Below are 17,987 nucleotides of genomic sequence, written 5' to 3' on the forward strand. Positions count from 1 at the left end.
ATCAGAATTTGTTCCAGAGATCCTTGACGCCTTGTTTGGCATGCTCGAGCGCCCCGTCCAGCCCCTGCTTGGCGGCGTCGGCTTGCTCGCCAATGTATTGCTGGCCGCGCGCCATACCCTGTTGGACCTGGGATTTGACCTGTTCGGCCTGTGCCTTCAGACGCTGGTTGCGCTCGTCGATTCGCTTGCGTTCCTGTTCGGCTTCTTGTTTCTTTTTAAAATCCTGCTGTTGCTGGTAGATCTCGCTTACCACCTGCGGCGGCGGCGTCACCGGTACCAGGTGTGGGGCCGGGAACGTCCCGCTGTCGTAGTACTTACAGTTCGCTTCGACGATCTCGCGGGTCGTGGAATCGAGCTGGTTGTATTGTGATTCTGCAATGTTCTTTAGTTTTTTTAAGGATAGTCGCCAGTCCGCGATACCGCGGAGTAGGTTTGCCCAGTCCGGATCATCAATGGCTCGCCCCTGGCCGATGGCGACATCGAACGCGGTGGCGCAGCGGTGATTGCGGCGGCCACTCATAACGGCGGAGTGATAAGAGTCAGGGGAGCGGAAGGTGTTCATGATGCGCACCTTGGCTTCGTTGGGGGTTTCCTGCCGAACGATCTGCAGTTTGCCAGGCTGGAGGGGAAAGGAGGCGGTGACCTGTAGCACGCGGCATCGATCATCCGGATCGCCCTTGCCGGTATTCAGTCGGGTTTCGACTGCGCCACGATCGGGGATCTGACTGCCGATTCCGAAACCGGGCCAGTCGATGGTTTGAAGCGGGAGCTTCTGCAAGGTGCCGGGCCCGCCATCGGTGCTCAATACGGTCTCGGCTTCGAGCTGGTCTAGGGCCTGCTGACCCGGCTCCACTTCGCTCGCACTACCGTCCAGCGGGGTGCGTTGGGTGCCGTCAATGACATTGGCCTGCATTTCCGGCGGAAACGGCGGAGGCAAGGCTTCACCGTTGATGGTGCGGACCGTGCCGACTGGGATGTCGGCGCGTTTGCCGTGCGTTTCGATAACGCCTGAGGTTCCGTGTGCGCTTTCTCCCTTTTCCCGCAACGTGAAGGGGCCGGGGGCATTGCCGACGCGTACCGGTTGGCCGTTGCGCAAGCGGCGCGTGAACACGCGTTGACGGAAACTATCGGACAGCAGCCGGACGATTTCGGGTTTCGCACCGTCGCGCGAGGCCGTGACGCTGCGCGAATCGGATAGCCCGGACGCGCCCATGCCGTTGATACCGGTCATAGCGACGGTGGAATCTTCGGGGCAGAAGTACAGGTAGACCTTGCCGCGATTGTCGCGTTCGGCGAACGCTAACGTAGCATTGCCGACGACATCCTGGGGGCCGGTCAGGCGCGTGGCATGCTCGGGGCCCCATTTGGGGCCGGTGATGCCGAAATTGTCGCGCACGACCTTACCCTGACCGTCGGTGGCGGAGAGCTTGTCGAGTGTTGGTGTGCTGTGTTTCGCTTGTGCGACCAACTGCGTGAGATTAGCGAGGGTTTTCGTGCGCGCGTAAGTGGTTTGCTGTGCGTCGCCGGTCTGGCCAAAGCGCTCTGCGAATTCCTGTTCGAGGGTGAAAGGCGAGTCGATCAAGATCAGCGTGTCGGCGGGGCGATCGCCGACACTGCAGGCGTTCGGATTGAGGCCATTGATCAAGAAGGCTTGAGCGAGCAATGAGATCAGGGTGCCCTGACTGTGGGCAATGATATTCACGGTCTCGTCAGGGTTGATGATTCGGATCTGTCGGATGAGTGCAGCCAGTCGGACGGCAGCCAGCACCATGTAATGGCGGCTCGGGGCTTCAAGCAATGGATGGGTGGGGTCGCCCGAGGCATAGTTGAGTGTGGCGGTAAGTTTTCCGCCCATGAAGTGCGAGTTGAACATGCCAGGGATGTCGGTCGTGGCGTTGGCGAAAAAACCGCCGCCCTTGGCACGGTGCACATCCAGGCGGTTGCCGAACTTGTCGACATACTGGCCGTTGACGGTCTGCTTATTGGCATCTTTCGGCAGCTCGTCCTTGTTTGCGCGGACGCCCCAATAGAATGGGATAAGTGGGCTACGAGTATCGGCGGTTTCCTGACGACGATAAAGCACATCGTCAAGGTTTTTCATGAGGTCGGCGGCGGTGACGGGTTTTTTGTTCGGATCGTCATGGGCCATGCGGCCTTGCATATACTCGGCCCCCTTGAGATCGGGTCGCCCGAGCCGATCCTTGAGCCCTTCGCAGAGTCCGCCTTCAACGGTGCCGAAATCGGTGCCGAGATCGTTCACGCCGTGAATGAGAATCGTCGTGCACGGAAACCGGTGCTCGACGTCGACCGGCGTATGCGCGTCTTTCGGGAGATTGGATTGCGTAACAGCCTTCTTCTCGCCAACCACGCGCGGGGAATTTTGAGAGCTCGCCATGATTTATCCTTGCGCGTCGAAAACCTGAACATGTGCGATGTGCATCACGTCGCTCTCGGCGAGATTGGTCAACCCTTCGTGATCGGAAACACCCTGAATGACCTGGCCGTTATTCAGCGTGATCTTGTACGGTCGATTCGGGACCGAATGCGGAACCTCGCTCGTATCGGTACCGGGGTATCGCAGCCGGAATTTCTGGCTCGTCGGCGCCTGATTGAAGCCCGGTTGCGCGACGTGATCGGTATCAGGGCCGACGAAATCATGTCCGGCCGTGTGTGCGGTAAATGCACTATTTGAGCCGACCTGGACACCACCTCCGACTTTCACGTAGCTGCCGTCTGCCGCGACCAACCGCAGCGTCTTGCCGCTGATCACGACCTCCCCGTCGACCGCTGTGATCTGCACGCCCTTTTGGGCGACTGCCGACATCACATCCTTCTGTGCCTGCAGTGTCAGCGGCCCCTCGCCGGCAATTGCGCTCACGCCTTCGCCGCGTCCGAACACCTGCACGCCCTGCCCGCCCATGGCGTTTAGCCGCTGCCCGCTCACGAGCTGCATGTGCTGCTGCGCTATTTGATCAACGTTCTCGCCAGCATACGTCACATGGGTTTTCGGCGTTACGTTCACCGATCCACCCGGCGCTCCGAATGCCATCAATGCGGGTGTGCTGGCCGACGAACTGGCGCCGCTATTGGACGCGCCATCGCCTGCCGCCCAATCCTTGAAAGCCGTTGCGACTGCTTGCTGTCCCGCAACGTCGGTGGCCTGTCCGCCGTGCTGGCTGGCATAGTCGCCAAGGGATTTGAAGAGTTGAGCGCACTCGCCGAGGAGTTCGATCAATTCGTCACGATCAAGCTGGTCGCCGCTGGCGCGAGTACGGGCATAGGCGGTGAGCAGGATGCCTCGAGCAGCCCGCACAGCGGCGGCCGCGTCGGTGCGCAGCTCAGCGCCCTCGCCGCGCGCCTGTCCGGTGCCGTTCTCACGCGGATGCGTCAGATCCCCGAGGTTCAACTGAGTATGCGCATGCTCGCTCGCCAACTGTGCGCTGATTTCGTTTGGCGTGTCGTCGAGCCGCAACTGGTTATAGCGCTGCCCCTTGATTTCCTTCGTCTTGATACCCGACACATATCGGTTGCCAGGCAGCGAACCGGTGTGCGTGAACGCCGCCGGCGGATTCGATCCGTTGCCGAGGACAGCGATGATCACCAACCGGTCGGGATCGCCCCCGATCGCGCCGAGCAGGACCTCCATGCCGATGCGTGGAAGAAACGAGGCGCCGAACTGCGTGCCCGCAAGGCTCGAGGCCACCCGGATCGGCGCGCTGTCGCCGGCGTTATCGTTCGTGCCGGCCCCTTGCGCATGGGAATGATCGGCGGGATTCAGACCTTGAATCCGCACGTAGACCCGCCCGAGCTCGTCGGTCACTACCTCATCGCCGTCGCGCGTGACGATGACCCCGGTCAACAAATGGACGGGTGGCAGGTCAATTCTGGGATCGTATGCCGGCGTGATCGGGACGCCGCGGCGCACGCACGTGAAGGTGTTTTCGTAGCGCGTATCCGATTCGGCGGACGAACTGGCCAGCTGGGCCGGCGAAGGTGATACGAGGTTCTTGCTCGCAGCAAAGAGCTGCTGCACGCGTTCGGTCAGCCCCTTCGGCAGGTTGTTCGAGACGTCGTGGCGAATCGACGTGACGACGAACTGGCGCTTGTCGGCCGATTGCATGTCCAGGTCGGGGTCACCCGTCAACGTGATCCACGTGCCGACGGCGAGATCTCGGATCCCGCTCGCGCCGTCGTACTGTTCCGCTTCGAATTGGTGAGCCAGCATGCGTGAGCGAGTAAGGCGATCCTGATCGTTCCACGAGTCGCCCGCATGCGGGACATCGATCGCGACGTCGGTCAGGAGCTTTGCCAGATCGTTGCCGGAATCGCCTTGGTCGACGTCGCCGGCCACGATCGACTCATCGATACGCGCCTTCTTGTAGTCCCATGATGGTCGACTCGCTGCGCCCGGCACCAGGCGCGCGTGCAGCGCGAACAGCGTCACCGTATCGCGCTCTTCGGTGCCTGCGTCGCGCGGGTGAAGACGTACCGTTCCCGCCGGCCCTTCCTGCAACGCATCGGGATTGTCGCAGCAGACCAAGGTGTGCACCGGGGTATCGTCTTCGGAGGTAGAGCCGCCCTTGGCGGACCCTGCCTTGACGAAGATTGAAATCCCTTCGCGACGCAACAACCGCCGCACAAACGCCGCGTCCGACTCGTTCACCTGCCGCGTCAATTCTCGTGCGGGATACCGATCGCGATTCAGGAATGACAGGTCGAATTCGAAGGCGCGCGCGAGCGCCGGACTACGCTGCCGCCATTCGTTGAACATCACCGTGAGGACGTCGACGACACTCTGCTTGCGGAAGACGCGCGAGTTCGTGCGTTTGTCCATCAGAGACAAAGTATCGCAAACGGTCAGCTGGTATACGCACAGCTCGCCGTCGCTTTGCCCGATTTGCACGTTCTGAACGATTGCGTTGATCGTCTGCAGCTGGCCGCGGTCGGTCACCAGTCGCAATGAGACCGGCACGCCGATAAACAGTTTGGGCGGTAGGTCGTGTCGCGTCGATACGCACGTGAGATGCCCGTGGATGCCGGTCATCAGCCCTTCGTGAACGTTTGCGTGCTGAAGCGCAAGCAAGCGCCCCAGCGTCCCTTGCAGCCGCCCGAAATTCAAAGCGACCGGACGTCGGTTCCAGTCGACCGCGCCCGACGCGAAGCTACTAAGTGTGTCGCTGATGCTCACTTCGGCCCTCTCAGTTTTATGTTCATATCCGGCGAGCCACAACGTGGCCCACCGTCAATTTTCTATCAGACGGTCCCGTCTCGCGGCACGAAGTGCCCGCACCCGGTTTCCGGGTTGTACAACGCCAACTGCCCGGCATCGCCGGGAGGTACCGCGATCACATCGACAGCGTCGAGCGCCGCGACCGCCCGCCGGAGCGACGCCTCTTCAACGGCCGGCGACGCCAGCCATCGTCGCGCGATCTGCAACGTCTCTTGCCGGGCAAAGAGGCCTGCGGACTGGTGCAGTCGATCGAGCGTCGACCACGTCGCTGCTTCAATAGCTACCGCCGTTTGGTGCTGACGCCATCGTGCAGCCTGGTCTCGAGCAACCCTGAAGAGATGGCCATCGTGATGCACGACGAGCCGGTTCCCGTGGGCAAGCCACGCGAGATGCACGGTGAGCGGCCGCTGTCGAAACTGCCTGAATAGAGGACGCGCCGCGGCAGGTGACTCGACAGCAAGACGCCTTCGACTGCCTTTGCATCGTGTCGCAGCAGGAACACCATCTCCAATAGCGCGTCGAATGGCGACAGGAAACAGCGAACCGCTGGACCGAAATCCGACCGATCGCCCAACACGGACAAGACATCCTTCGGTGCCGGCGTCGTCAGGACATAAACCGGGTGCTCGGGACCCAGCGTCCTCATGGCGTCAATCGGAAGTTTCCCAGCGCTTCCCAAAACATTCGGAATTCGGCTATTAGACCATATGCCGATTTAGCAAAGTCATTCTAGACGGACTGCGCGAATCAGATCGTCAAGCTTTGTTACGCCCACCAGACGGGCGTCACGCATACGCGAAGCTTACAGTTGCCGTAATATTTGACGAGAAATTTCGATGTCGGCCCATTATGGCGGGCCGATTATTGCCGCGCATATATCTAATGGACAGATTGGATCGACCAATTGAATATATGAATATGGGGGTGGCGTCGAATTGCGTTATGGGAAATAACGTTTTGCGCGAGCCGGATCCAGAGAGTATGGTTCCGGCCGCTTGGCAACTTTAGGCGAACGCGCTCTATTTCTCGCCCGTGGACCGATTGCCGGCACCTGACGGCAGCGTGGCCGGGGTGGCGCTACCCGCGGCGCGTCGAACGGACGTCGCGATCGCGTCTACGCCGGAAAATTTACGCCGGCGGCCCGGCCGCACCGATCGCTTGACCTGGTCAGTTCGACAGCTCGTCCTGTCCTTCGAGATCAGGAAGGCTGCGTGGGTCGGATTCCGTCACCAACTCCCGATGGAGCCTGACGGCCGCAACCGGCGAGTCGACGACGCCATGGAGAGACGCTCCATCCCACAGCTCGACAGTCCACTTATCGCGCACCCGACAGACACCGATCGTCCAGCCGCTGCGGTGCGAATAACCGTAGTCGCTGACCACCGTGCACCCCAACGCGACCATCGTCTCGCGCTGCTCGAGCATCGGCGCGGTGCTCATGCTCGACTCCCGGGTGTATGTGCCAGGCGTGCGTGCCCGCCCGCGAGGTCGGGCACCAACTGCACGGAAGCTTCACGATTACGACCATCGACCGCTCGATTCGGGTTGTCCATCCTGGTCCCCGCCCGTTCGGCGGCCGAATGCCGCCGAGAACACTGTGTATATATCAGGGGGATGGTCATCAAGCAAAATCCTGCCGGTGGTCGGGTCGCCCACGCCAGCTTCCGATGCCACCACCGTGCGCCGGCAGGCAATGGTGCTAGCGCTTGTCGCGAATCCGTTCAAGCCGCTCGAGCGCCTCGGCGAACACGCCGAGCGGGGCCCCGCGCAGCTGATCGTCGTGCCATGCGATCAGCGCGGCGACGAGCTCGTCCGTCTGCGGATCCAGACACCATTCGCCGCTGTCCCCGCCGCGCTCGAGCGCGTCGTTGATGCCGCGTTCGCTGGCCACCAGGATCTCGGTGCGTAGTTCGCGTTTGCGGGCCTCGTCGATAAGGCGAGCGAGCACGACCATCTGGAGCAGAACAGCGAGTCCGCGCGCCGAACCGGGTGCATGCGCAACGCTTCGAACGCCGCGTGATACTCCAGCGAGAGCTTTTCGGCCTGCTGATGGGGCATCGGAAGCAATAGGGTCTTGGCAAGCTTCGCGTGCGCGGAAGACCTGTGTCGTTGTACTGAGGGTGTTCGTCGGGTGGGCATCGTCATTTCTCGCCTAGCCCTCAATGGGCCTTTGGCAACTTCCTGTAGGCGTGGAGGATCCACGCAAGCCGTCTTCCCCTACCCGGCAAATGTGTGATCTGCGCATTGACTGCTCGAGTCGGGATCTTTGTGTGGCGGAGAACGTGCTCACTGTTCCGCCAGATCCTCGAGATCGTCGCATTCATCGAAGAAGTCTCGCTGTCCGGGCAGCGGCGCCGGCGGCCGGCGCGCCGCGCGAGGCCGCGGATGGCCGGTGCGCTTCAGCGTTCGCGCGATCGCCTGCAGCTGCGCCCACATTTGATCCGCGTCAGCGGCCGACAACGTGTCGGCCGTTACCTCGAGTGCCCTGACGAGCGACTCAAGCTGCGCGGGCGCCGCGGTCAACACCGGGCGCGCATCTGCGCGCGCCTGGCTTTCCCGGTAGGCCGCAAGCCAGCGCAAGAGCGCCTTGCGCTCCTCTCGCGTCAACGCGTCGAGCAACCCAGGTAGTACTGGTTCGTCGGCGCGAAACGTGCCGAGCACGTGTTCGCGCCGACGGCCTCTACCCGGCTGCTGTGTGGGGGGTTCTACGCGTAGCACCTTGATCAGGTCACCCTGAGCGCCGTGCTCGGGCGCGTCACAACATTAGTTGCGTGAGCGGGACGCGCGCAGGGGCTTCGCAGGATGTCCCGAAATGAAGGGCAACATGGCCCTTACTATTTTCCCCTTCATTCCGCCGGATCCTACCTCGACATGGACCATTTCGGCGGAGCGCATCGTGCTCCTCTTTCACCGCACAACCGCGCGCGTCCTGACTCGCCCCTGAAGTTTCTACGTAAAAACTGTCAAACTTCCGCGTCCACACGCGCATCACACGTCGGTCACGCCAGCTTGCAAACTCATCCGTCTATCAATGCGCATCAGACGCTCGGTGTGATTCGCGACCGCAGTCAAACAACGCTTGCTTCCCAGCCCGATTTGATCGGCAAGCCAAAGTCCGGATTCGCCACGCAACTCGACGAACACTAAAACGACACTAAAAATCGCAGCGCGAACCGGTGCTCGGTGAACATCGGCGGCTCACCCGCTAGAAGGCCCTTGCCGGTTGGGGTACGGACGGATTTCACCGCCCCCCACGAAACACCCCAGACATCACAATTCATTTAACTTTCCGTGAGGACTTCGACACCGGCCGTTGCCTACGATGGGCGCATGTTTTCAGGACCTGCTTTCAGGAGCCCGCCATGCCTACCCGCAGACATTTGCTGTTCGCCGGCGCCACCGGCCTTGCCGCGCTCGCGGCGCTGTCCTCCGCCGGTCGCCGCACGCTGGTCGGCCGCGCGTTCGCCGCGCCGCCGGCCGGCGCACCGAAGGCCCCCCCTTTCGAGATCACGCTCAGCGACGCCGAATGGCATCGCCGGCTCACGCCCGCCCAGTACACGATCCTGCGCGAAGCCGGCACCGAGCGGCCATACAGCAGCCCGCTGAACGACGAGCACCGGGCCGGCACGTTCGCCTGTGCCGGCTGCGGCCTCTCCCTGTTCTCGTCCGCCACCAAGTTCGACAGCCATACGGGCTGGCCGAGCTTCTGGAAGCCGCTCGACCACGCGGTCGGCACCGACGCCGACACCACGTTCGGCATGGTCCGCACCGAAGTGCACTGCCGCCGCTGCGGCGGCCATCTCGGCCACGTGTTCGACGACGGCCCGCCGCCGACCGGCCTGCGCTACTGCATGAACGGCCTCGCGCTCGCCTTCCACCCGGCCGCCGCCTGATCCGGCCCCACTCCCGACCGACTGGAGAACGCACCATGCTGCTCATCGTCCTTGCCTATCTCGGCGGCGTGCTCACGATCCTGAGCCCGTGCATCCTGCCCGTGCTGCCGTTCGTGTTCGCGCGCGCCGACCAGCCGTTCGTGCGCACCGGCCTGCCGCTGCTCGCCGGCATGGCGCTCACGTTCGCCGTCGTCGCGACGCTTGCCGCCGTCGGCGGCGGCTGGGTCGCGCAAGCCAACCAGGCCGGCCGCTGGATCGCCATCGTGCTGCTCGCCGTGTTCGGGCTGACGCTGCTGATGCCGCGCTTCGCGGAACACCTGACGCGCCCGCTTGTCGCCGCCGGCAACCGGCTCACCGGGTTCGCGCAACGCGACGGCCGCCCGGCCGGCCCTGCGTCGTCGCTGCTGCTCGGCGTCGCGACGGGCCTGCTGTGGGCGCCGTGCGCAGGCCCGATCCTCGGGCTCGTGCTCACCGGCGCCGCGCTGCGCGGCGCGAGCGTCGGCACGACGCTGCTGCTCGTCGCGTATGCGGCCGGTGCGGCGACGTCGCTCGGCGTCGCGCTCGTGATCGGCGGCAAGGTGTTTGCCGCGATGAAGCGCTCGCTCGGCGCCGGCGAATGGATCCGGCGCGGGATCGGCGCGGCGCTCCTGGCGGGCGTCGGCGCGATCGCGCTCGGCCTCGATACGGGTGCGCTTGCCCAACTGTCGACCGTCACGACGGGCGGCCTCGAGACGAAGCTCGTCGATCGCCTCGGCGGACGCTCGAACCGCGCACCAGCCGCGCTGGACGCGACCGGCAACTCAACCGACAACACCGCCGGCAACGTAACCGGCGGCGCAATGATGACCGCGGCGGCCGATGGCGGTGCGATGGCCGGCAGCGCAATGATGCGCGCGGCTGTCACGACACCGGCCGCGCTGCCCGTCGAAGGCACGCTGCCGTCGCTCGACGGCGCCGTGCAATGGCTGAACTCGCCGCCGCTGACGGCCGCCGGCCTGCGCGGCAAGGTCGTGCTCGTCGATTTCTGGACGTACTCGTGCATCAATTGCCTGCGCACGCTGCCGTACACGAACGCGTGGGCGCACAAATACGCGCCGTACGGGCTCGTCGTGATCGGCGTACACGCGCCGGAGTTCGCGTTCGAACGCGACATCGGCAACGTGAAGAAGGCCGTGCACGACCTCGGCATCGACTACCCGGTCGCAATCGACAACGGTTATTCGATCTGGCGCGCATTCAACAACGAATACTGGCCGGCGCACTACTTCATCGACGCGCAAGGGCGCGTTCGTCATCACCACTTCGGCGAAGGCGAATACGCGCAGTCGGAACGCGCGATCCAGTCGCTGCTCGCGGAAGCCGGCCATCCGGAAGCGCTGAACGTGCCGCTCGGGCTGACCGGGGCACCCGCGAAAGGCGCACTCGCGGCGGCCGACAGCGCGGACGTCCGCTCGCCCGAAACCTATGTCGGCTATGCGCGCGCGGAGAGCTTCGCGTCGCCGGGCGGCGCGGTACGCGATGCAGCACACCGCTACGCCGCGCCGGCCCGGCTGGACCTCAACGACTGGGGCCTCGCGGGAACCTGGAGTGTCGGCGCCGAGCGTGCGTCGCTCGCCGCGCCCGACGGCCGGATCGTCTACCGGTTCCATGCACGCGACCTGCACCTCGTGCTAGGCCCGGGCGCAAACGGCCGGCCCGTGCGCTTTCGCGTGACGCTCGACGGCGCGGCGCCCGGTACCGCGCACGGCGCCGACGTCGACGCGCAGGGCTACGGCACGATCACCGGCCAGCGTCTGTACCAGCTCGTCCGGCAGCCGGGTGCGGTCGCCGACCGCACGTTCGCGATCGAGTTTCTCGATCCGGGTGTCGATGCGTACGCATTCACTTTCGGTTGATCGCATGCGCCGCCATCCGGCCGCCGCGCTCTCCGACCCATTCAAAAGGAGCAAACGATGATCCCGATCTCCACCCGCGATGCCGCAGCGCGACGCCGCGCGACTTTGCTGCGCCGCATCGGCGCCGTCGCCGTCGCGGCCGCCGCCGTGTTCGGCTACCAGCGCATCGTCAATTCCGCCGAGCCGATGCGCACGGTGCCCGCGCCGACGCTCGACGAAACGCCCGGCGCGGCGCACGAAGAAACGGCCGTGCTCGCTGGCGGCTGTTTCTGGGGCGTGCAGGGCGTGTTCGAGCACGTGAAGGGCGTGAAGCAGGTCACGGCGGGCTATGCCGGCGGCGCATCCGAAACCGCGCACTACGCACTCGTCGGCTCGGGGCTGACGGGGCACGCGGAATCGGTTCGCATCGTCTACGACCCGACGCAGATCACGTACGGCCGGCTGCTGCAGGTGTTCTTCTCGGTCGCGCACGATCCGACCGAACTCAACCGGCAGGGCCCCGACGAAGGGTCGCAGTACCGGTCCGCGATCTTCCCGACCACCGCACAGCAACGCGCGGTCGCGACCGCGTACATCGCGCAGCTCGGCACCGCGCACGTGTTCCCGGTGCCCGTCGTCACACGGGTCGAGGACTACAAGGGGTTCTATCCGGCCGAGGCCTATCACCAGAACTACCTCGAACTGCATCCCGACGCGCCGTATATCGCGTTCAACGACCTGCCGAAGGTCGCCGGGCTGAAGCAGCGCTTCCCGGCGCTGTACCGTTCCGACGCGGTGCTGTGGCGCGAGGCCCGTTCCTGACCGCCAACCGGCCGCGTGGCGGGAGACCGCCCGCCGCACGGCCGTACGTGACCGGTACGCGCCGCCTGCGAACCCGTTTGCGCCGCATCAACGAACCCCCGGCCGCCATGCCGGGGCAAACCCGCATCGCGTCCGCCGCGGCGGGCAACTTCGCGTAGACTTCTCCAGATCCCCGCCGCTTTTTGCGGCGCCCGGACCACCCGCCCAGCCAGGAGGCGTCACGCATGCTCGCAGTGCCCTTGCCTGACAGCAACACCGTTGGAGAATCGTCCTCCGGCGCGACCGTGCGCGACCTGCGCCGCGTGCCGATTCACCCCGATCACTGGTACCCGCTCGCGTGGTCGCGCGAGCTCAAGCGCGGCAAGACGCTCGGCGTGCATTTTGCCGGCGAGCCGATCGTGCTCGTGCGCACCGAGTCCGGCGCCGTGTACGCACTCGAAGATCGTTGCGCGCACCGCCAGGTTCCGCTGCACGCGGGCGTCGTCAGCGGCGAAACGCTGCGCTGCTGCTATCACGGCTGGACCTACGCGTGCGACAGCGGCCGCTGTGTCGACGTGCCCTACCTCGGCCGCGAACGCTTGCCCAACGGCGTACGTGCGTATCCGTGCCGCGAGGCACATGGGCTGATCTTCGTGTTCCCGGGCGACGCGACGCTCGCCGAAGAACGGCCGTTCCCCGCACTCGAATCGGCGGACGACCGTGCGTACAAGACGCGCCGCTTCGGCCGCGAGGTCAAGTGCCACTACTCGTTCATGCACGAGAACCTGATGGACATGAACCATCAGTTCCTGCACCGCAAGCAGATGGGACAGATGCGCGCGCGCTCGGTCGGCCGCCGCCGCGGCGACGACTGGGTCGAGGTCGACTACACGTTCGCGCGGATGGAAGGCAAGCAGCCGGTCGGCGAAGCGCTCGTGTTCGGCGCGAGCAAGAAGCCCGCTGACCAGTCCGACAAGAGCGTGATGACGGTACGCACCGGCTACCCGTACCAGACGCTGCAGATCCGGTCGAGCGAAGGCACGCTCGTGATGGATCTGTGGATCGTCTACGTTCCGCTCGACGCCGAGCAGCGTACCAACCGCACGTTCGGACTGCTGTCGATCCACAAACCCGGCATCCCGTTCGCACTCGATCTCGCGTGGCCACTGCTCGTGTGGTTCACCGAACGCATCTTCCGCGAGGATCGCTGGATCGTCGAGCGCGAGCAGGAAGCGCACGATCGTCAGGGCGCCGACTGGAACCACGAGGTGTTTCCGGTCATCAACGAGCTGCGCGACCTGCTGCGCCAGTGCGGCGCGCGCACCGTGATCCCGATCCGCGAGACGCGCGAAGGCGCGTGACGCATGCGGCGCGCCGCGATGCGCGCCGTTACAGGCTGAACGCCCCCGGCAGCAACGCGCGGGCCGTCGTGACTTCGACGGCCCCTTTCAGGTTGGCCAGGATCACTTCGATATCGGGCAAGCCGATCTCGATGATCACCTGACGGCATGCGCCGCACGGCGCGATCGGGCCGTCCGTGTCGCCGACGACCGCGAGCCGCGCGAAGTCGCCGGGACGATAGCCGGCGGCGATCGCCGAAAACATCGCCGTGCGTTCCGCGCAATTGCACAGTCCGTAGGACGCGTTCTCGACGTTGCAGCCGTGGAAAACCGTCCCGTCGCGCGCCTGCAGCGCCGCGCCGACCTTGAAACGCGAATACGGCGCATACGCGCGTTCGCGCGCCGCCTTGGCCTGCTCGAGCAGTTCGTCTCGTTCCATCGAAATGGTGCCTCCGGGAGTAGGGTCAGCCGATCTGCCGGTAAAGGGTCGGCGGCGCTTCGCCGGTCTCGCCGAGCACGTAGCTGCGCCGGACCGCGTCCACCGCATGCGCCGCCGACGCGTGATCGTGCGCGTGCACGTAGCCGAGCGGCTCGCCGGCCTCGACGCGCTGCCCGATCTCCGTCAGCGCCGTCAGGCCGACGCTGACGTCGATCGCGTCCTCCGCGCGCGTGCGGCCACCGCCGAGTGCGACGACCGCCAGTCCGAGCCCGCGACAATCGACCCGCTGCACCACGCCGGCCGCAGGCGACGCAACCGGCACGATCACCGCCGCCCGCGCCAGATGCCGGGCGGGCGCGTCGATCAGGTCCGCGGGGCCGCCGAGCGCCACGACCATTCTCGCGAAGCGTTCGGCCGCCGCGCCCGAATCGAGCGCCTGCCGCAGCTTCACGCGCGCGTGGGCGACATCGCGTGCCAGCCCGCCGGTGACGAGCAGCTCCGCCGACAGCGCCATCGTCACGTCATGCAGACGCGCCGGGCGCGACTTGCCCGTCAGGTAGTCGATCGCGCATGCCACCTCGAGCGCGTTGCCCGCGCACGGCGCGAGCGACTGGTTCATGTCGGTGAGGATCGCGGTCGTCTTCATGCCCGCACCGTTGCCGACGTCGACGATGCTGCGCGCCAGTTCCGCCGATTTCTCCGCGGTCGGCATGAACGCGCCGGAGCCGACCTTCACGTCCATCACGAGCCCGTCGAGCCCCGCGGCAAGCTTCTTCGACAGGATCGACGCGGTGATCATCGCGACCGACTCGACGGTCGCCGTCACGTCGCGAATCGCATAGATGCGCTTGTCGGCCGGCGCGAGCCGCTCGGTCTGGCCGATGATCGCGACGCCGACCTCGCGCACCGTGCGGCGAAATGCATCCGTCGCAGGCATCACGTCGTAGCCGGGAATCGCGCTGAGCTTGTCGAGCGTGCCGCCGGTGTGGCCGAGCCCGCGCCCCGAAATCATCGGTACGTAGCCGCCGCACGCAGCCACCATCGGCCCGAGCATCAACGACACGACATCGCCGACGCCGCCCGTCGAATGCTTGTCGATCACCGGCCCGTCGAGATCGAGCGCACGCCAGTCGAGCACGTCGCCGGAATCGCGCTGCGCGAGCGTCAGCGCGACGCGCTCGTCGGTGCTCAGGTCGTTGAAATACACGGCCATCGCGAACGCCGCCACCTGGCCCTCGGTCACGCTGCCGTCGGTCACGCCGCGCACGAACGCGGCGATCCCGTCGCGATCGAGCGGCTGCCCGTCGCGCTTCCTGCGAATGAATTCCTGCGGTAGAAACATCGTTGCCTCTCTTCGAACGGTCGGAGTCTACTGCACGGTTCAATGCAGCGAGAAGAACAGGCCGGCAATCGCCGCGCTCATCAGGTTCGACAGCGTTGCCGCCGTCAGCGCGCGCAAGCCGTGCCGTGCGACTTCCGAGCGGCGCTCGGGCGCGACCGCGCTGAAGCCGCCCGCGAGAATCGCGATCGACGAGAAGTTCGCGAAGCCGCACAGCGCGAACGACACGATCGCGAGCGTCTTCGGGTCGAGCACCTGCAAGCCGGCCGCCGCGACGTGCTCGCCGCCCTTCAGGTACGGCGACAAGTCGCCGTACGCAACGAATTCGTTGAAGATCAGTTTCTCGCCGATGAAGTTGCCGGCCAGCGTCGCATCGTGCCAAGGCACGCCGATGACCCACGCGAGCGGCGCGAACAGGTGGCCGATGAGCCCCACCAGCGTGACCTGCGGAAAGCCTGCGAACGCGGCCGCGCCGCCGACGATCAGGTTCATCAGCGCGATGAGTCCGACGAACGCGATCAGCATCGCGCCGACGTTGATCGCGATCCGCAGGCCGACCGACGCACCGGACGCCGCGGCCTCGATCACGTTGGCGGCCCGCTTGTCGTCGAAATCGAGACCGTCGACCACGATGCGGCTCGGTTCGACGGTCGGAAACAGCAGCTTGCCGAACAGCAGCCCGCCCGGCACTGCCATGAACGATGCGGCGAGCAGGTATTCCATCTTCACGCCGAGGCCGGCGTAGCCGACCAGCACCGAGCCGGCGACCGACGCCATGCCGCTCGCCATCACCGTGAAGATCTCGGCGCTCGTCATGTTCCGCACGAACGGCTTCACGAGCGCGGGCATCTCGCTTTGCCCGAGAAAGATCGTCGCAACGGCCGAACACGCTTCGATGCGGCTCACGCCGAGCACTTTCGCGAGCCCCGCGCCGAGGATCGCGACGATCCACTTCATCACGCCGATGTAGTACAGCACCGAGATCAGCGCGGTGACGAAGATGATCATCGGCAGCACGCGCAGGCCGAACACGAACCCGCCGTCGCCGAACAGCTGGAACATCCGGGCATCGACCAGCCCGCCGAACACGAACGCAATGCCGTGATTGCCCATGTCGAGCACGCGATTGACGCCGTTCGCGGCCCCCGCCAGCGCCGCGCGGCCCGACGGCACGAACAGCACCAGCGCGCCGATCGCGAACTGCGTGAGCAGCGCGGCGATCATGGTCCGGCCGCTTACCGCACGGCGATTGTTCGACAACAGATAGGCAACCAGCAACAGGAACAGCATACCGAGGAGACTGCGCAGAATATCCACCTTGTGCTCCTTTCTCACTATTTGAACTGTCCGGCGGGCGGCCCTGGCCCGCGGCCCCTGTGCGGGGTTGGTGGATGTTACTCGCTGGATATGCACGCCTGCAACGCCGACAAAAACGCTGTCGCCATTGCCGTCGATCGTTTCCCGTTTCGCATCCCGGCTATTTGATCAGTTATTCTATCTATTTTGCACAAAACGTATGCGGGGCGTGCCGTTCGCCGCCCGAACGGACACGCCCCGCATGACCCGCGCCGCTCAGCCCGCGCGTTCGACCGGATGCGGTTCGCGCAGCCGGTTCGCGATCCGCGCGGCCTCGTAGTAGCCGGCCGCAGGCGGGCGCTTCAGGTAGCGGCCCGCGCCGCGCACCGCGCGCAGCTCACCGTCGGCCCACGCGAGCGCGCCGCGCGTGAGCGTGTGCGTCGCGACGCCCTGCACCGTCATCCCCTCGAACACGTTGAAGTCGACCTGCTGGTGATGGGTCTTCACCGAGATCGTCTTCGTCGCGGCCGGATCCCACACGACGAGGTCGGCATCGGCGCCGACCTGCACGGCGCCCTTGCGCGGATACAGGTTGAAGATCTGCGCGGCGTTCGTCGACGTGATCCGCACGAACTCGTTCGGCGTGATGCGGCCGTGATTCACGCCGTGATGCCACAGCACCGACATGCGGTCCTCGACGCCGCCGCAGCCGTTCGGGATCTTCGTGAAATCGTCACGGCCCATCGCCTTCTGCGACGCGCAGAACACGCAGTGGTCGGTCGCCGTCGTATGCAGCTGCCCCGACTGCAGCCCGCGCCACAGCGCCTCGCGGTGCTCGGCCGAGCGAAACGGCGGGCTCATCACGTGCGCGGCCGCACGCGTCCAGTCCGGGTCGCGATAGACGGCCTCGTCGATCACGAGGTGGCCCGGCAGCACCTCGCCGAACACGCGCAGCCCTTCGCTGCGCGCGCGCGTGATCACGTCGACCGCATCCTTTGCCGACACGTGCACGATGTACACGGGCACGCCGAGCACCTGCGCGATGCGGATCGCGCGGTTCGCGGCCTCGCCCTCGACCTCCGGCGGCCGCGACAGCGGATGCGCCTCCGGCCCGGTCATCCCGCGCGCGAGCAGCGCCTTTTGCAACTGGAACACGAGCTCGCCGTTCTCCGCATGCACGGTCGGCAGCGCGCCGAGCTCGAGCGAACGCGTGAAGCTGTTCACGAGCACCTCGTCGTCGGCCATGATCGCGTTCTTGTACGCCATGAAGTGCTTGAAGCTCGACACGCCATGCTCGCGCACGAGCGTGCCCATGTCGCGGTGCACGCTCTCGTCCCACCACGTCACGGCCACGTGGAAGCCGTAATCGGAAGCCGCCTTCTCGGCCCAGCCGCGCCATTCGCGGAACGCGTCCATCAGCGGCTGCTTCGGGCTCGGGATCACGAAATCGATGATGCTCGTCGTGCCGCCCGCCAGCCCGGCGGCCGTGCCCGAGTAGAAATCGTCGCTTGCCCTCGTGCCCATGAACGGCAGTTCCATGTGCGTATGCGGATCGATGCCACCGGGCATCACGTACTGGTCGTGCGCGTCGACGACGGTTGCGCCGGCCGGCGCATCGATCGTCTCCGCAATCTGCAGGATCGTGCCGCCGTCCTCAGGGTCCGCACAGAGCACGTCCGCGCGATAGGAGCGGTCCGCATCGACCACCGTGCCGCCGCGAATCAGGATTGCCATTTCGTTGCCTCCTCGTTGACTGTCGGGTGCCGCATGCCGCG

The 17,987-nt window shown here is 65.5% G+C and carries 14 protein-coding genes; 5 read left to right on the forward strand and 9 right to left on the reverse strand.

What is annotated here, in order from left to right:
- Position 1 precedes the first annotated feature (1 nt).
- Complete coding sequence (locus tag ACWMMN_RS37040) at positions 2–2,395, reverse strand: T6SS effector phospholipase Tle3 domain-containing protein (RefSeq protein ID WP_486424272.1); 2,394 nt, start codon at positions 2,393–2,395, stop codon at positions 2–4.
- Positions 2,396–2,398: 3 nt separating this feature from the next.
- A complete protein-coding gene (locus tag ACWMMN_RS37045; protein ID WP_486424273.1) occupies positions 2,399–5,188 on the reverse strand; it encodes a type VI secretion system Vgr family protein in 2,790 nt (929 codons plus the stop codon).
- A 92-nt stretch (positions 5,189–5,280) separates the two neighbouring features.
- On the opposite strand from ACWMMN_RS37045, the gene ACWMMN_RS37050 reads away from it, so the two are divergent.
- Entirely contained in the window at positions 5,281–5,658 is a 378-nt protein-coding gene (locus ACWMMN_RS37050; RefSeq protein ID WP_486424274.1) for a hypothetical protein, read from the forward strand.
- Positions 5,659–6,397: 739 nt separating this feature from the next.
- Here the strand turns inward: ACWMMN_RS37050 and ACWMMN_RS37055 are convergent.
- The 3 genes from ACWMMN_RS37055 to ACWMMN_RS37065 form a co-directional block, all read right to left on the reverse strand.
- Positions 6,398–6,670, reverse strand: coding sequence for a hypothetical protein (locus ACWMMN_RS37055; RefSeq protein WP_342706047.1), 273 nt, complete (start codon positions 6,668–6,670; stop codon positions 6,398–6,400).
- A 259-nt stretch (positions 6,671–6,929) separates the two neighbouring features.
- Positions 6,930–7,178 (reverse strand): hypothetical protein, encoded by a 249-nt coding sequence (locus tag ACWMMN_RS37060; protein ID WP_233464290.1) that lies wholly within the window; start codon positions 7,176–7,178, stop codon positions 6,930–6,932.
- 338 nt (positions 7,179–7,516) lie between these two features.
- The gene (locus tag ACWMMN_RS37065; RefSeq protein ID WP_486424275.1) at positions 7,517–7,891 is read right to left on the reverse strand and encodes a hypothetical protein; all 375 of its coding nucleotides are present in this window, start codon (positions 7,889–7,891) and stop codon (positions 7,517–7,519) included.
- Between the two features lie 701 nt (positions 7,892–8,592).
- Between ACWMMN_RS37065 and msrB the strand changes: the two genes are divergently transcribed.
- From msrB to ACWMMN_RS37085, 4 genes are all read left to right on the forward strand, one after another.
- Positions 8,593–9,123 carry a peptide-methionine (R)-S-oxide reductase MsrB gene (msrB, locus tag ACWMMN_RS37070; protein ID WP_486424276.1) on the forward strand — a complete coding sequence of 177 codons (531 nt, stop codon included), beginning with the start codon at positions 8,593–8,595 and terminating at the stop codon, positions 9,121–9,123.
- Between the two features lie 35 nt (positions 9,124–9,158).
- Positions 9,159–11,018 (forward strand): cytochrome c biogenesis protein DipZ, encoded by a 1,860-nt coding sequence (locus tag ACWMMN_RS37075; protein WP_486424277.1) that lies wholly within the window; start codon positions 9,159–9,161, stop codon positions 11,016–11,018.
- Between the two features lie 57 nt (positions 11,019–11,075).
- On the forward strand, positions 11,076–11,819 hold the full coding sequence (msrA, locus tag ACWMMN_RS37080; RefSeq protein WP_059241031.1) for a peptide-methionine (S)-S-oxide reductase MsrA: 744 nt from the start codon (positions 11,076–11,078) through the stop codon (positions 11,817–11,819).
- A gap of 224 nt (positions 11,820–12,043) precedes the next feature.
- On the forward strand, positions 12,044–13,159 hold the full coding sequence (locus ACWMMN_RS37085) for an aromatic ring-hydroxylating oxygenase subunit alpha (protein ID WP_059241032.1): 1,116 nt from the start codon (positions 12,044–12,046) through the stop codon (positions 13,157–13,159).
- 28 nt (positions 13,160–13,187) lie between these two features.
- On the opposite strand, the gene ACWMMN_RS37090 is transcribed toward ACWMMN_RS37085, so the two are convergent.
- The 4 genes from ACWMMN_RS37090 to hydA all read right to left on the reverse strand — a co-directional run bounded on the left by ACWMMN_RS37090 (position 13,188) and on the right by hydA (position 17,946).
- On the reverse strand, positions 13,188–13,577 hold the full coding sequence (locus ACWMMN_RS37090) for a cytidine deaminase (RefSeq protein WP_486424278.1): 390 nt from the start codon (positions 13,575–13,577) through the stop codon (positions 13,188–13,190).
- 25 nt (positions 13,578–13,602) lie between these two features.
- The gene (gene deoA / locus ACWMMN_RS37095; RefSeq protein WP_486424279.1) at positions 13,603–14,919 is read right to left on the reverse strand and encodes a thymidine phosphorylase; all 1,317 of its coding nucleotides are present in this window, start codon (positions 14,917–14,919) and stop codon (positions 13,603–13,605) included.
- Positions 14,920–14,958: 39 nt separating this feature from the next.
- Complete coding sequence (locus tag ACWMMN_RS37100; protein WP_059241035.1) at positions 14,959–16,233, reverse strand: NupC/NupG family nucleoside CNT transporter; 1,275 nt, start codon at positions 16,231–16,233, stop codon at positions 14,959–14,961.
- Between the two features lie 255 nt (positions 16,234–16,488).
- Positions 16,489–17,946 (reverse strand): dihydropyrimidinase, encoded by a 1,458-nt coding sequence (gene hydA, locus ACWMMN_RS37105; RefSeq protein WP_340626270.1) that lies wholly within the window; start codon positions 17,944–17,946, stop codon positions 16,489–16,491.
- Positions 17,947–17,987 lie beyond the last annotated feature (41 nt).

The sequence above is a fragment of the Burkholderia cepacia complex sp. TUM26381 genome (genome assembly GCF_057439935.1).

Excerpts from the sequence above, each read along its gene's own strand:
- ACWMMN_RS37090 (WP_486424278.1), bottom strand. The coding sequence starts at position 13,577 with ATGGAACGAGACGAACTGCTCGAGCAGGCCAAGGCGGCGCGCGAACGC.
- hydA (WP_340626270.1), bottom strand. The coding sequence starts at position 17,946 with ATGGCAATCCTGATTCGCGGCGGCACGGTGGTCGATGCGGACCGCTCC.
- ACWMMN_RS37040 (WP_486424272.1), bottom strand. The coding sequence starts at position 2,395 with ATGGCGAGCTCTCAAAATTCCCCGCGCGTGGTTGGCGAGAAGAAGGCT.
- msrA (WP_059241031.1), top strand. The coding sequence starts at position 11,076 with ATGATCCCGATCTCCACCCGCGATGCCGCAGCGCGACGCCGCGCGACT.
- ACWMMN_RS37055 (WP_342706047.1), bottom strand. The coding sequence starts at position 6,670 with ATGAGCACCGCGCCGATGCTCGAGCAGCGCGAGACGATGGTCGCGTTG.
- deoA (WP_486424279.1), bottom strand. The coding sequence starts at position 14,919 with ATGTTTCTACCGCAGGAATTCATTCGCAGGAAGCGCGACGGGCAGCCG.
- msrB (WP_486424276.1), top strand. The coding sequence starts at position 8,593 with ATGCCTACCCGCAGACATTTGCTGTTCGCCGGCGCCACCGGCCTTGCC.
- ACWMMN_RS37075 (WP_486424277.1), top strand. The coding sequence starts at position 9,159 with ATGCTGCTCATCGTCCTTGCCTATCTCGGCGGCGTGCTCACGATCCTG.
- ACWMMN_RS37085 (WP_059241032.1), top strand. The coding sequence starts at position 12,044 with ATGCTCGCAGTGCCCTTGCCTGACAGCAACACCGTTGGAGAATCGTCC.